This window comes from Bacillus sp. FSL R5-0523 (genome assembly GCF_037975295.1).
Classification (GTDB): Bacteria; Bacillota; Bacilli; order Bacillales; family Bacillaceae; genus Bacillus; species Bacillus subtilis.
Map to the genome: position 1 here is coordinate 207,814 of NZ_CP150251.1, position 14,397 is coordinate 222,210.

Here is a 14,397-nt window from a genome sequence, read left to right on the forward strand (position 1 = left end):
AAAATAATAAACATAAGGAAGAGGTGTGCTGTATGAATGTAAACCAAAATAAAAAAGTATTATTTTTGACGGATATTGAAAACGGTTTGGAGCCTATTTTACAAGAAGCGACTAACACTTCTGCAGAGAATATGTTGACTATACAAAGCTATGGTGCCAGTATTTCACATCCTTATGGAGAAATCATGAGGTCTATTATTTTTGCGATTTACCAGGAAGATGTTGAGGAGATTTTTGTAGTAGGAACAAAAGATAAGAAGACTTCCGCAGGTAATGGACTAACTCAACTTGAAACAATGAAAGATAAAATACAAACATTGGATTATCTCTTTCAAAATTGCAAGCCTGAATTTTTTGGTGGTACGGTCGATGAATGGCTAAATGAAAATAGCAGTGACACCATTGAAAAAAGTGTTGATATGATTCGACATCATCCCCTAGTGCCGTCATATGTTAAAGTTAGAGGTTTATTCGTTCATCATAAGGATGGAGAACCCTCAATTGTGGAGGATCCAGCTATTAAAACAGGTCAAGCCTTACCTGATCATTGCTTGTCATGATGAAATGCAGGTTCAACTTCTAACGCACCCATATATGGAGAAAGCAGTTCTAAGGAGATTGTATGAGCGCTAATTTAACTGATTTTGTCACGAAAACAATAGAGGAAATGAACTCGTTTGATCGTGAAAATATGGAATGTATGAAAAAACTAATTAGAAAAGCAATTGATTTTTATCATCTAAAATCTTATGAAGAAGTTGAGGAAACCCATTCAGGAAACGTTCGATTTTTGCATGTCCACTCTATGATGGAAGAAAATATGTTATCCAAAATGATAGTGGTCACAAGAAACGGTAAAACTGATTTGGATATTGAAGGTGTATATGAAGGATATGTTGTAAGAGAATATTAATGAGACGAAATCACAAATAGAATATGCCAATTTTTTTGCTCAGGAGATGTATTAGATATGAAAAAGTCGAAGGGTTCTATTGAATCAGAGATCAGTAAGTCCATTACTCAATGGGAGAAGGATTATCTTGGGCGGGGGTCTGTATCTGTTAAGACTGATATATTGCGGGACATGATCATCGTCAATTTAAAAGGGATTTTAACACCAGCCGAATATGTAGTTTGTGGATCAAAAGAGGGAATGTTATCTATCAAACAAACTCGTTCGGAGTTAGTCGAATCAGGTATAGAAGGCCTTAAGGATATTATCTTAAAAATAACCGGAGAAAAAGTGAAAAGTTTTCATACTGATTTAAGCTCCCGGACAGGTGAACGAGTGATGGTGTTTAAATTATATAATGATCTAGAGAAAAATTTGGAAAAGCTCTTATAATCTAAAGAAAATAAATGTTTTGACGGTATGGAATTTGTTGTGAATTGAACATAATGAACTGCCGATTCTTTTGTTTTACAATTATGGCATCATTGATAACTTTTATTCATATCCTAAGCGGACATAAAGAGATGTCAATTCATAGTACACTGTCTTGTTATTCCTGTCGAAAGATCTAACATCCGCTGTTGTTATGTGCGGATGTTTTTTTACATCTATTTTAAATACATAAATTTGATGCTGGTGATTAGTCACTTGAACAATATTTGAAAACATCCTTGTCACCTGCCGGGTTCCCCCAAGTGTTTAGTGACATGATTATGAGACCAATTTCGTAAAGCTTGATGATAAATTTAAGCGGTGAACAAAATTGATATGCTGTCTTCAGTTTCATTTCACGGAATTAGTCAGAGATAAACCTTCAATTAAATATATCCAAAAAACGGATTGACATATCGGAATATAACGATATAATAATCGATATGGAACCAATTGAAGTATTCAAAGCCTTATCAAATGAATCAAGGCTGCAAATTTTACAATGGCTGAAGGAGCCCGATCGTCATTTTGCACCCCATGAAGGGATTGATATGAACACAATCGGGGTATGTGTCAGTCAAATAACAGACAAATTGAAAATGACGCAATCGACAGCTTCTCAATATCTTACCATCCTTTTAAGAGCCGGCTTGATTAAGGCGGAGCGTATTGGAAAGTACACATATTACAAAAGAGATGAAGAAGCCATTGGGAAACTTGCTGACTTTCTTAAAACAGAGATATAAAAATAAACATCAAAAGATGTTTATTTTTACACCATACATATCGACATATTACGATGTGTTTATTTTTTATAATAACATATCGATAATTCGTGATATGTTTATTAATGATTAAGGAGTGAATGTTTTATGTCTAACACTTGGAAAATTTATATTTTAGCCATTGTCAGCTTTTTAGTTGGAACCTCAGAGTACATCATTTCCGGAATTTTGGATCAAATTGCTCATACTCTCGGGATCACTTTAGCTGCCGCGGGCCAGCTTATTACCATTTTCTCACTTGTATATGCTCTTTCTACACCCATACTTATGGCGTTGACAGCAAGTATGGATAGACGCAAATTGATGATGTATGCCCTAGGTTTGTTTGTGTTCGGTAATGTCCTGGCTTTTGTATTGCCTGGTTATGGATGGTTTATTGCAGCGCGGATCATTATGGCGATGGGAGCAGGTGTGGTTGTTGTCACCGCATTAACGATTGCGGCTAAGATTGCATCGGAAGGGAAGCAGGGCAGTGCCATCGCTACGGTCGTGATGGGATTTACCGCTTCTTTAATCATAGGTGTTCCGCTTGGAAGAATGATAGCAGTAGCATTAGGCTGGAAGTCTGTATTTGGTGCCATTGCTTTGTTGGGATTGATCGCGATGGTCGTTATTTTCTTTACTCTTCCGCATACTGAAGGGGATAAGCCTGTGCCTTTACTTCAACAGCTTGCTCTTTTTAAAAAACGGAAAGTGGCTATGGGATTATCAATCACTTTCTTTTGGCTCGGGGGATATTCTGTTGCTTACACTTATTTATCGCCGTATCTCTTGAACATCTCAGGTATAAACGGCAAGCTGCTTAGCGGTGTTTTGCTTATATTTGGAATTGCCAGTTTGGTTGGATCGAAGTTTGGGGGATATAGCACCGACAAATGGGGAGTGTCCTTTACACTTGTTGGCGGGATGACATTGCATATCGTCACACTGATTCTGCTGTCACTTGTTACTCATTCCTATATCGGCGTGTTGGTGATTCTCATATTATGGTCGTTTGCCGCATGGTCCACCGGTCCGACACAGCAATTTCACCTGGCTACAATAGAACCGGAAATGTCAGGTGTTTTACTTAGCATGAATCAGTCAATGATGCAATTCGCCATGGCGGTCGGCGCAGGAATAGGAGGGGTTTTTGTGGAAAACGTATCATTGGCCTCGATTACCTGGGTTGGTGCGTTAGGGGTTATGATTGCCATTATTGCATCATTGAGGATTTTTCATTCACAACCGAAACAGACGTTAAAAGATATCAATCAATAATTTCGAAAGATCTAACATCCGCTCGTTATATAAGCGGGTGTTTTTTTATAAGCGTTCAAAGTCAGTCCATGCATGAGCCTTCCAAGGGCCGACATCGTTCTGTATGTGTCGAAGGCGCACTGAAGCTGAAAGAGATTTCTTAAGGCTTTGCCGCGGCGATCTGAAGTACGGTACGATTGCCTTGATCGAACACTGGAAACACAAGAGAACGTAAACCTGAACATCCGCGTAAACGTCAAGGAAGTTGCCACTTAGGGAGTAAACACTTGCATCATCTCGCTGAAAGGCCTAGACAATGCGGATGACATATTTGTATTGCCGGAAGTAAACACAGCGCTTGCTCTGTTTCCCGTTGTCGATTGCAGCTGATTGCTTACTAATGCTGCCCTGCATCTCGGTTGTGATGTAACCTTGTGAAGATTGTTACTGTGGAGTAAGATGTTTAACCCCTTTGGATATTTTAGCCGAAGGGGTTTTTAGTATAGATATTTGATTTAAATTACTGGAGACTTCATTCATTTAACCAAAGTCATTGCTTTCTTAATCACTAAAGTTTATTTGAAAATAATCTCTTGATTTAATTTCCTTGAAGAGATTGTTTGTCAATCTATTAGGCATCAGAATTTTTATAACAGAATGGATCGTCTTTTTGACGTTTTGTTTATAGAACAAGAAAATATTCAAAACATAAGTGGAAAATTAGGGGTGAGCTCCTATTATTCTCGAGAGGATAGCTTGTCAGCTTTTCTATTTTCAAAGGGTTAAAATATTCTATTTATACTAATTAATGTATTTTTTAGGATAATATACAAAATCCCCCTTACTTCGACAATTGCAATCTGGTATTATCGTATCGCATGGGAGCTATGTCAATAGACTCTATGCAAAAATTGAGAGGAGGTTTTCTTATGAAAAGAAACCAAAAAGAATGGGAATCTGTGAGTAAAAAAGGACTTATGAAGCCGGGAGGTACTTCGATTGTGAAAGCTGCTGGCTGTATGGGCTGTTGGGCCTCGAAGAGTATTGCTATGACACGTGTTTGTGCACTTCCGCATCCTGCTATGAGAGCTATTTAACATTTGAGAATAGGGAGTTGAGCGTATTTGCTTATACTCCTTATTTTCTCTTAAGGGGGATTTTATATGTCATATGATCGTGTTAAAGATTTTGATTTGCCAGAGTTAGCGGTTCATTTACAGCCTCATGGTGCTGTAATGATTGATAGAAAAAGTATGTTTTATTTCAGACTCAGTGGACGTGGAGCACAGTTGGCGTTTCTGTTATCAAAAAACAAAAACCTTCATAAAACGGCACGTATTTGGGAGATTATGAAAAAAGAAGAGATGAGTGCTGACCAATTAAAAGAAGAGCTTAGTGCCCATCCATTTACGGAGGCTTGGACGGAAGGGCTGTTAGATCAGCCTTTACACGTTTCGGGTTCGCTAGATTCATATTTACCTATTAGTTGTACCTTGCAGTTGACAAATGCTTGTAATTTAAGCTGTTCGTTTTGCTATGCCAGCTCAGGTAAACCATATCCTGAGGAATTATCTAGTGAACAATGGATATTGGTTATGCAAAAGCTAGCAGCCCATGGAGTTGCTGATATTACGCTGACCGGGGGTGAAGCAAAGCTGATCAAAGGGTTTAAAGAATTAGTCGTTGTTGCAAGTTCGTTGTTTACCAATGTGAATGTATTTAGTAATGGATTGAACTGGCGAGATGAAGAAGTTGAATTACTTAGTCACTTAGGCAATGTTTCTGTACAGATTAGTATTGATGGTATGGATAATACACATGACCAATTAAGAGGCAGAAAAGGCGGCTTTAAAGAAAGTATGAATACCATTAAAAAATTATCAGAAGCAAACATTCCAGTGATTGTCGCTATGACCATTAATGAGTCCAATGCTGATGAAGTATCAGATGTGGTGGAGCAATGTGCCAATGCGGGTGCTTTTATCTTTCGTGCAGGAAAAACGTTATCTGTTGGACGTGCGACAGAAGGCTTTAAGGCTTTGGATATTGATTTTGAAGAAATGGTTCAAATACAGCTTAGGGAAGCACGTCATAAATGGGGAGATCGCCTGAACATAATTGATTGGGAGCACGAAGAGAGTTCGTTCACAACAGATTTTTGTACACCAGGATATCTTGCTTGGTATATAAGAGCAGATGGATACGTAACTCCTTGCCAATTAGAAGATTTGCCGCTAGGGCATATTTTAGAAGATAGCATGGCTGACATTGGTTCACCTGCTCGTTTGCTTCAGTTAAAATGTGAAGCTAAAAATTGCAAATGTATAGGGAAAATTGAGCTATCTGAACCGGACTTGCCTTTTCAAAAAGAAGTCAAGGCAGGGATTCAGGAATGAATAGTCTATCATTGGTGTTCTGGAGTATTTTAGCAGTTGTTGGATTACTGTTATTTATTAAATTCAAACCCCCAACAATTGCTTCACTACTCTTAAGCAAAGATGAGGCAAAAGAAATAAGCATTCAATTTATAAAAGAGTTTGTTGGGATAGATGTAGAGAACTGGGATTTTTATTCGGTATATTGGTATGACCACGATACAGTAAATAAACTTCATCATTTAGGCATACTTAAGAAAAATAGAAAGGTTTTATATGATGTTGGGTTGGTCGAATCATGGAGAGTCCGTTTCGTTCACAAGAATCAATCATTTGTAGTTGGTGTCAATGCCAATCGAGAAATCACTTTTTTTTATGCGGACGTTCCGAAAAAGTCCCTTTCGGGGAAGTTCGAACAAGTTTCTCCAGAGACACTCAAGCAGAGGTTAATGGCTTCACCTGATGGACTTTGGTCTAGAGCAAATATGACTGGTACTGGTAAAAAAGAGGAGGATTTTCGCGAGGTCAGTACTTATTGGTACATAGCGGAAGCGGGAGATATTCGGCTCAAGGTGACTGTTGAATTACAGGGCGGCCGAATTTCTTATATTGGTACTGAGCAAGAAATACTAACAGATCAAATGAGTAAAGTCATTCGAGATGAACAAGTGGAATCGACATTCGGAGTATCTGGTATGCTGGGTTCAGCTTTAGCGATGATCCTTGCGATTCTCATCCTTGTATTTATGGATGTGCAAACAAGCATAATCTTCAGTCTTGTTCTGGGTTTGTTGATTATAATATGCCAGTCATTGACGCTGAAAGAAGATATTCAATTAACAATTGTAAATGCTTATGATGCAAGAATGAGTGTCAAAACTGTCAGTTTATTAGGTATTTTGTCTACACTTCTTACAGGATTATTAACAGGATTTGTAGTATTTATATGTTCATTGGCAGGAAATGCGCTTTCTGGTGATTTTGGATGGAAAACGTTTGAACAACCAATAGTTCAGATTTTCTATGGAATAGGAGCAGGGCTCATTAGTTTAGGAGTGACTTCTCTGCTGTTTAACTTATTGGAGAAAAAGCAATATTTACGAATTTCACCTGAGCTTTCTAACCGAACTGTCTTTCTATCAGGTTTTACCTTTAGGCAAGGATTGAATATGAGCATACAAAGTTCAATTGGAGAAGAGGTCATCTATCGGCTATTAATGATTCCAGTCATTTGGTGGATGAGTGGAAATATCCTCATCTCCATTATTGTATCTTCCTTTTTATGGGCGGTGATGCACCAAGTAACTGGATATGACCCAAGGTGGATACGTTGGCTGCATCTATTTATATTCGGTTGCTTTCTGGGAGTTCTCTTCATCAAATTTGGTTTTATTTGTGTATTAGTAGCTCATTTCATTCATAATTTAGTACTCGTCTGTATGCCGCTGTGGCAGTTCAAGCTTCAGAAACATATGCATCATGATCAGCCAAAGCATACTTCACTCTAATGATTAGGAGAAGATTTGATGCAATTGATGCAAGTGCAAAATTTAAGCAAATACTATCGAAATGGTGATGGGGTAGAACATTTGTCTTTCTCAATTCAACGAGGAGAAATCGTGGCGCTATTGGGGCCAAATGGAGCTGGGAAAACAACGACAATTCGGTGTTTGACAGGTCTCTATAAGCCGGATAAAGGAGATATCCTCATTGAGGGTTCTCCTCCAGGACATATAAATGTTCAAAAAAAAGTCGCGCTTATTCCTGATCAGCCATATCTGTATCCCGCTTTAACCGCTGCTGAACATATTCAGTTTAGGGCAAGAGGATATCATCCAGGTAAAAAAGATGTAAAAGAAAGGGTTTATCATGCATTGAAGGAAGTGCACTTGGAGGAGAAAGCAAACCAATTGTGTGGTCAGCTGTCAAGAGGCCAAAAGCAGCGGGTTGTCCTGGCGGGGGCGATTGTTCAAGACGCTTTGCTGTATATATTAGACGAACCGACTGTGGGCCTTGATATCCCATCAAAACAGTGGCTCTCTAACTGGTTAAAAACTAAAACCGATCAGGGGTGTTCAGCATTTGTATCAACTCATAGTCTAGAGTTTGTTTTAGAGACAGCAGACAGGGTGATATTAATTAGAGACGGCAAACTCATGCAGGATTTGTATGTTCCTGAATTCGAAGAAGAACAAGCGGAATGGAGAAAAGAAGTGATTCGTCTTCTGGGGGAATGGTCAGATGAATAATATCATTTCTTTTTTATGGCTTCAGTCAAAAAGGCGTTTTGTCAGTCAAGGTCAGGAAAAAAAAATGCCTTTTTTGATCATGCTCCTTTTTGTTGGGGCCATCGGATTTCAAGTAAGTTTTGTTTCTAGATCTACGACATGGGATATGAGTATTGCTGGTTGGGTACTTACAGGTGTTTTTATCCTTTATACGGCATTTGGACTTTTTTCAAATCGATTACCAAGTCAAATGGCAGATATTATATGGCTTTATGGCACTGCCACATCTTTTTCAAAAGTTGTGTATAGTGTTTTATTTTTCAGCGTCACTTGGAAGGTGTTGCTTTGGATCATCTCAGCCATATTCGGTGATGTATTAATTGTGCTTCTGTCTAGTGATCATATCAATTTATTAGGCCGATCCATAATTTTTGTAGGGCTCTTTTTTATCGCTGAAGTGTGGTTGATGTCGGTCTCTTGTGCCAGAACAGTGAAGAAAATGAAAAGGGTATACGTTTTAGTCTTTCTTCTAATGTTAGGCATTTACTCCATATGTCTTTATCGCTTCTTCTTTCTCCAACATTCATCTGGGATATGGGAGAGCATTGCCCGTTTTATTAGTGGCGTTGGATTAGTGTTTGATACATTGTCACCGTTGTATGTGGTTGTATTTATTGGGATTATCGCAGTCTCTTTTATGACAATTGCTTTTACGAGCCGTCAGGTAGAAATGAAGGAATCGTTGGTGAAAGAAGCTGAATTCTGGGAGGAATTTCAAGAACGTCAATTTGGTTCAGGTCAAATTATACAGAAACCAAAAACGACTTGGTGGGGCTTGCAAGGTTTAAATGGCATTTGGTCTTTTCTGTGGTTGGAACTGTTGCTTTTTAAAAAATATTTATTTTTTCATAGCATTCATACGGTCATGCTCAGTGGCGTCTTTTATTTCGTCATTTTCATGTATCCAGAATGGTTTTATCTTCTTTTCTTTCTTATCGTCTCGGCAGTCATGTTAAGTTCCTATTATTCAGGAATTGTCAGACATTCTCAATCAGGCACCCTTCATTTATTCCCCGGTGCCCTTTGGAAAAAAATCATTATTCTAGAGCTGACGAATACAGTCTGGTTGTATATTCTTTACTGTGTCTCTATTACTTTTATGGCAGTTGGGAATTTAGTTTATTGGTATATATATGGCTTAGGGATATATATATGGTTCATGACAATAAGGCTTTTTGCTTTTACCCATACAAACCGAAACGATATTAAGCTTTCATTGCCTCAATACTATAAGTCATTTTTTATGGCATTAGGCCTGAGCGGCATTTGTTTGTATGTCATTCATTTATTGACTGCTGACTGGTATACATTAGTGGTGGTTGTCTGTATAGGGAGCCTAAGTTGGTGCCTGTTTTATCGTTTCAGATAGTGGTTATATAGAGTTATTGTTTTAAAACGAGGAGAGGGGCTCTTTTATGAATTCAAATGGTGATAAATTGTCGTTATCTGTTCAGAATTTAGCGAACACAAATGAGATCACAATTGTTCAAGCGATAGGTGAGCTAAAGAAATCGGGAAAAGATGCAATACCAGTTTTGGTTGAGGCCTTAAAAGAGGAAGGCTCTTTGTGTAATATTGCTGCAGCTGTTTTAGGTGAGTTTGGAGAAGACGCGAGTGAAGCAGCGGAGGAGCTATCATGTTTATTAAAAAGTCATGCCGAAGATACAAGAATGGCAGCGGCGATTTCACTAATGAGAATCGGGAAGCCCAGTCTGCCCTTTGTCATCAAAATCGCTCAAGAAAGTGAAGGGCAATCGTGCTTTTGGGCATCCTGGTGTATTGCATGGATTGATCCGTCTTGCATTGAACCTAAGATGTATAAATGTCTAAAATACGAGCAAGAACATCCTTCAGGAATAGTTGCTCCGTTTGCGGCTGAAGAGGCATTAGGAAAGCTGATTGCTTTTCAGCTGAAAGATAAGGAGGACTGAAAGGATGAAAGATGAACAAATGTTGACTGAATGGCCAAGTCATTTACCATGGTTGAATCAATCACATAATGATTTTACATTTCCAAGTGACACATATCTTCTTCTTTATTTTTGGTCAATGAGCTGTCCACACTGTCACCAATTAACAGACAAAGTCCTTCAAGATATAAAGGATATGAATGTGAAAGTAATCGGAGTACATGTCCCTTATATAGAAGAAGAGAAATCTATGGAGGTTGTCTTGACGTATGCTCTTGATAGGGGACTAGCTATTCCGATTGTATTAGACCAAAACTATGAAATCGTCACAACTTGTCACGTACAAGGCATCCCCAGCTTTTGTCTATTAAGTCAATACGGTCAGATCATTACTAAAACGATGGGAGATGTTGGTTGGGATAAGATGTTAAAAAAAATTGCAGGCTTGTGAAATTTTCCGTCTTGTATGTGCGACAAACGGATGAATATTATGATGAAACGGTCCTTCCTATAAGCAGGAAGGTTTTTTAATGAAATATTTTTTTATTAGTAGGTAAATTCATCAAATGTTCTGCTATGCTCCAAATGTACACCTTTCCGTAAGGGCAAAGTCAAATGTGAAAATAAAACTGTGCCAAAGTTAATCAGAAATTTATTTTCATATTGTATCCTTTCAGTATCAAGTGAAAGGAGCATCATATGAAAACATTATGGAAAGTCCTAAAAATTGTTTTTGTCAGCTTGGCTGCTTTGGTTTTGCTTGTATCCGTCTCGGTATTTATTTATCACCATTTCCAGCTAAATAAGGAGGCGGCACTGCTGAAAGGTAAAGGCACAGTAGTCGATGTTGACGGTAAAAAGATGAATGTGTATCAAGAGGGAAGCGGGAAGGATACGTTTGTGTTTATGTCCGGTTCGGGGATTGCTGCGCCTGCTTATGAAATGAAGGGGCTGTACAGCAAGTTTTCAAAAGAAAATAAGATTGCTGTTGTAGATCGGGCAGGTTATGGATACAGTGAAGTGTCTCACGATGACAGAGATATTGATACGGTATTGGAACAGACGAGGAAAGCGCTTATGAAAAGCGGAAATAAGCCTCCTTATATTTTAATGCCTCATTCGATATCCGGGATTGAAGCGATGTATTGGGCACAGAAATATCCTAAGGAAATCAAGGCCATTATTGCGATGGATATTGGATTGCCCCAGCAGTACATCACGTATAAATTGAGCGGAGTTGACAGATTGAAAGTGAGAGGGTTCCACCTGTTAACCTCGATTGGTTTTCATCGGTTTATGCCTTCCGCTGTATATAATCCTGAGGTGATTCGGCAGTCGTTTTTAACTGATGAAGAAAAAGAAATCTATAAAGCCATTAACTTTAAGCAATTTTTTAATGCAGATATGGAGCATGAGCTTTTACAGTCTTACCAAAACGGCAGCAAATCTGTGAATCTGCCGGCACCAAAGGAGACTCCCGTCTTGATTTTAGATGCGGTCTCTGACCAAAATAGACATTCAAAGTATGCTATACAAAACCGAAAAGACTATGAAGCGTTTGCGGCTCAATTCAATACTGCCGATATAAAGGAACTGAGGGGAACACACAGTATTTATTTATATCAGCCTGATCAAATATATAAACTTTCCATGGAGTTTATGAGAAAGGTTCGCTAGGATGAAGGGTTATCATATTTTAATCGTTGAAGACGATGTGATGATTGGTGATTTGCTGCAAAAGATTTTGCAGCGTGAGGGATATCGTGTGATATGGAAAACAGATGGAGCGGATGTGCTTTCGGTGATTCAGAAGGTGGATTTGGTCATTATGGATGTGATGCTGCCGGGTGAAGACGGGTATCAAATGTCTGCAAAAATCAAAGAGCTGGGGCTGGGCATTCCGGTTATTTTTCTTTCGGCCCGTAATGATATGGACAGCAAGCTTCAAGGTTTGCAGATCGGCGAGGATTATATGGTAAAGCCCTTTGATCCGAGAGAGCTGCTATTAAGAATGCGGAATATGCTTGAGCATCATTATGGCACCTTTACGCAAATCAAACATTTGTATATTGATGCGGTAACGAAAAAAGTGTTCAATGAAAGCCTGCATGATGAGGTATTGTTTACTGCGATTGAGCGGAAAATTTTCTTTTATTTATATGAAAATAGAGACAGTATCCTGACAAAGGAACATTTCTTTGAATATCTATGGCAGCTCGAAGATAGAAACCCGAATATTGTCAATGTGCATATTAAAAAAATCAGAGCTAAAATCAATGATCAAGCGGGTGAGATGATTGAAAATATATATGGAGAAGGGTATCGGCTGAATACCGTTGTGAAGAAATGAAGCTCAAGACAAAATATCAGTTGTTATTGTTTACGGCCGTCATTAGTGTTCCGATGCTATTGCTGGCGGTCAGTGTTTTGATGTCGGTGATTTATGACAGCATGTTTAAACCGATGAATCATGGTATGCCCTTTCACAGGTCGTTTGCGTACCCGGCAATGATCGTTGTATTTTTGATATCACTCTTATTGTTAGCTTTTTTATTTTCAAAGTCGATTCATTCTCTTTTGCATAAAATCAATCTATTAAATCAAACCATTCGGCATTTGGCGAGTGATCAAAGGGTGCCCGATAAAATTGAAGTGAAGCGTGCTGATGAAATCGGGGAACTGATCAAGTCGGTCAATTTGTTAATTGAACGGACGACATATCGTGAACTGGAGCTGAGACAGCAGGAGGAAATCAAAAAGGAGCTTTTGCAAAAACTGCGGCATGACATTAATACACCTTTAACGGCTCTCAGGCTGCAGTTATTTTATTTGGAAGACCAATGTCATGGTCAGGCTGTATTCGAATCATTGTATCAGCAAATCGAATATATCTCGGAATTAACCAATGAATTCAATCTATATTCCGCTGAGACGCTGGAAAGCTCTTATATTGTAAATGAAGAAGTGCGTCTAAACGAGCTATTAGAAACAGCGGTGAAAAAGTGGGATTATTTATACAGTATGAGTGGGATTGAGCTGCACTATAAGCCGGCAGATCAAGATGTGATATGGATGAGCAACGCGTTATGGATGCAAAGGCTGTTTGATAATATTTTTCAAAATACGTTAAAGCATTCAAAAGCTGAAAAGATGGAAGTCACGATTGAACATGGCAATGTTTTTATTCGTGATAACGGTATTGGATTTGATCGGAATGAGAGCAGTGAGGGACTTGGGTTAAATATTATTGAGGATACATGCAGGCTGCTTGCGATTACTTATGAGCTGCATACAAATGATAACGGAACGGGGTTCTTGTTTTCAAAAGAGTGACCCTGCTGATGTTTTTCTTTCTCCTATAAAATTTATATAATAGGGAGAAAGAAATGGGGTGAACATCATATGTTTAAAAAAATCATCAAAACGATTAAGTACCTCTCAAGCAGTTCTAGTGACCGATATCGCAGACATCGGCATTACAGCAGCAGCCGGCGCAGACATTATCGCAGCTACAGCAGCAGCTCAGGCAAAAGAAGACACTACGACCGTTATGGCGGCAGTCATCGTTATAAACGCCGGAGCTACAGCAGCAGTTAATCCAAAAAAAGTTCTTGTTCCGCTTTTGGGACAAGGGTTTTTTTATGTGACCGATTGAATGGCCCGGTTTAGATCCTCGCGAATGGAAGCGGTGTGCTGATACTCTTCCTCAATGCCCAATAATCTTTTCAGCAGCAAGGTTACTTCCTTTGTCAGTGTTAATTCCTCCAGCCAAGTGCCGTTTTTCTTCTTTTTTCCTTTATATTGAGAGTACAGCAGGAATAATAGCGTTTCTCCGAGATCGAAGAAGTCATCCTGTTTTCGTACCTTTATTTCCTCCATTTCTTCAAGAGTCAATTGTTTGGCAAGGCCGAAATCGATGAGGCAGAGCCTGCCGTCATTGATGATGATATTAGGCGTTCTGATGTCGCTGTGGAAGATAAGGCGATCATGCAGGTATTCTATAATCTCAAGCAGCTGCGAAATCAGTTGTAACGCCATAAGCTCTGTGAACGGCTGTTTTCGAAAAAATAATAATTCTTCTATATTCTCTCCCTCAATGAACTGCATGACATAATAAGCCTGTCCGTCTATGATGAACTCATCTATGAAGCCCGGAATTTGCGGGTGGTGAATGCTTTTGAGCAGTTTTATTTCCTGTTGGAATCGGACTTTCTCTTTTTCCTTTTTGGCTTTTGTCGGCCGAAGCTGTTTTAAGACATAAGGTGTTTGAGTTAGGATATCGGTGCACAAATAAACCAAACCGTAGCCTCCCATACCGAGGCACTCTTCGATTTTGTATTGATGATTTAAGATAACGCCGTTCTTTAGAGGGCGGTCAAAAAGCAGTTTTTTTAGAAGTTTTAATGCCATGTCTGC

Annotated in this window: 17 protein-coding genes and 1 pseudogene; 17 read left to right on the plus strand and 1 reads right to left on the minus strand. The window is 38.8% G+C overall.

The window, feature by feature from the left end; translation table 11 throughout:
- Positions 1 to 32: 32 nt before the first annotated feature.
- The 17 genes and pseudogenes from NYE53_RS01165 (at position 33) to NYE53_RS01245 (ending at position 13,636) form a co-directional block, all read left to right on the plus strand.
- Positions 33 to 560 carry a carbonic anhydrase gene (locus NYE53_RS01165; protein WP_339246773.1) on the plus strand — a complete coding sequence of 176 codons (528 nt, stop codon included), beginning with the start codon at positions 33 to 35 and terminating at the stop codon, positions 558 to 560.
- A 62-nt stretch (positions 561 to 622) separates the two neighbouring features.
- Positions 623 to 913 (plus strand): DUF6407 family protein, encoded by a 291-nt coding sequence (locus tag NYE53_RS01170; protein ID WP_014475635.1) that lies wholly within the window; start codon positions 623 to 625, stop codon positions 911 to 913.
- 57 nt (positions 914 to 970) lie between these two features.
- On the plus strand, positions 971 to 1,345 hold the full coding sequence (locus NYE53_RS01175; RefSeq protein ID WP_339246776.1) for a DUF2294 domain-containing protein: 375 nt from the start codon (positions 971 to 973) through the stop codon (positions 1,343 to 1,345).
- Positions 1,346 to 1,827: 482 nt separating this feature from the next.
- On the plus strand, positions 1,828 to 2,130 hold the full coding sequence (locus NYE53_RS01180; RefSeq protein ID WP_003234907.1) for a metalloregulator ArsR/SmtB family transcription factor: 303 nt from the start codon (positions 1,828 to 1,830) through the stop codon (positions 2,128 to 2,130).
- A gap of 126 nt (positions 2,131 to 2,256) precedes the next feature.
- Positions 2,257 to 3,429 (plus strand): MFS transporter, encoded by a 1,173-nt coding sequence (locus NYE53_RS01185; RefSeq protein WP_339246778.1) that lies wholly within the window; start codon positions 2,257 to 2,259, stop codon positions 3,427 to 3,429.
- A 101-nt stretch (positions 3,430 to 3,530) separates the two neighbouring features.
- Positions 3,531 to 3,795: pseudogene (locus tag NYE53_RS01190) on the plus strand (glutamine--fructose-6-phosphate aminotransferase); the annotation flags it as partial.
- 542 nt (positions 3,796 to 4,337) lie between these two features.
- Entirely contained in the window at positions 4,338 to 4,505 is a 168-nt protein-coding gene (gene skfA, locus NYE53_RS01195; protein WP_009966416.1) for a sporulation killing factor, read from the plus strand.
- A gap of 66 nt (positions 4,506 to 4,571) precedes the next feature.
- Positions 4,572 to 5,804 carry a sporulation killing factor system radical SAM maturase gene (gene skfB, locus NYE53_RS01200; protein ID WP_003234902.1) on the plus strand — a complete coding sequence of 411 codons (1,233 nt, stop codon included), beginning with the start codon at positions 4,572 to 4,574 and terminating at the stop codon, positions 5,802 to 5,804.
- Positions 5,801 to 7,291: a sporulation killing factor biosynthesis protein SkfC gene (skfC, locus tag NYE53_RS01205; RefSeq protein WP_123374014.1), complete on the plus strand. Its 1,491-nt coding sequence runs from the start codon at positions 5,801 to 5,803 to the stop codon at positions 7,289 to 7,291. Before skfB ends, skfC begins: the two co-directional genes overlap by 4 nt.
- Before the next feature lie 18 nt (positions 7,292 to 7,309).
- Positions 7,310 to 8,032, plus strand: coding sequence for a sporulation killing factor ABC transporter ATP-binding protein SkfE (skfE, locus tag NYE53_RS01210; RefSeq protein ID WP_123374013.1), 723 nt, complete (start codon positions 7,310 to 7,312; stop codon positions 8,030 to 8,032).
- The gene (gene skfF / locus NYE53_RS01215) at positions 8,025 to 9,440 is read left to right on the plus strand and encodes a sporulation killing factor system integral membrane protein (protein WP_339246782.1); all 1,416 of its coding nucleotides are present in this window, start codon (positions 8,025 to 8,027) and stop codon (positions 9,438 to 9,440) included. The genes skfE and skfF overlap by 8 nt, the downstream gene beginning before the upstream one ends.
- Positions 9,441 to 9,486: 46 nt before the next feature.
- The gene (skfG, locus tag NYE53_RS01220; RefSeq protein ID WP_339246785.1) at positions 9,487 to 10,002 is read left to right on the plus strand and encodes a sporulation killing factor biosynthesis/export protein SkfG; all 516 of its coding nucleotides are present in this window, start codon (positions 9,487 to 9,489) and stop codon (positions 10,000 to 10,002) included.
- Positions 10,003 to 10,006: 4 nt separating this feature from the next.
- Entirely contained in the window at positions 10,007 to 10,432 is a 426-nt protein-coding gene (gene skfH, locus NYE53_RS01225; RefSeq protein ID WP_339246788.1) for a sporulation killing factor biosynthesis/export protein SkfH, read from the plus strand.
- 248 nt (positions 10,433 to 10,680) lie between these two features.
- Complete coding sequence (locus tag NYE53_RS01230; RefSeq protein ID WP_339246791.1) at positions 10,681 to 11,658, plus strand: alpha/beta hydrolase; 978 nt, start codon at positions 10,681 to 10,683, stop codon at positions 11,656 to 11,658.
- 1 nt (position 11,659) lies between these two features.
- On the plus strand, positions 11,660 to 12,331 hold the full coding sequence (gene ybdJ, locus NYE53_RS01235; RefSeq protein WP_015382624.1) for a two-component system response regulator YbdJ: 672 nt from the start codon (positions 11,660 to 11,662) through the stop codon (positions 12,329 to 12,331).
- Entirely contained in the window at positions 12,328 to 13,314 is a 987-nt protein-coding gene (gene ybdK, locus NYE53_RS01240) for a two-component system sensor histidine kinase YbdK (protein ID WP_339246793.1), read from the plus strand. Before ybdJ ends, ybdK begins: the two co-directional genes overlap by 4 nt.
- Before the next feature lie 58 nt (positions 13,315 to 13,372).
- A complete protein-coding gene (locus NYE53_RS01245; protein ID WP_339246795.1) occupies positions 13,373 to 13,636 on the plus strand; it encodes a hypothetical protein in 264 nt (87 codons plus the stop codon).
- Here NYE53_RS01245 and NYE53_RS01250 read toward each other — a convergent pair.
- Positions 13,621 to 14,391, minus strand: coding sequence for a protein kinase (locus NYE53_RS01250; protein WP_077671182.1), 771 nt, complete (start codon positions 14,389 to 14,391; stop codon positions 13,621 to 13,623). The genes NYE53_RS01245 and NYE53_RS01250 overlap by 16 nt on opposite strands.
- Positions 14,392 to 14,397 lie beyond the last annotated feature (6 nt).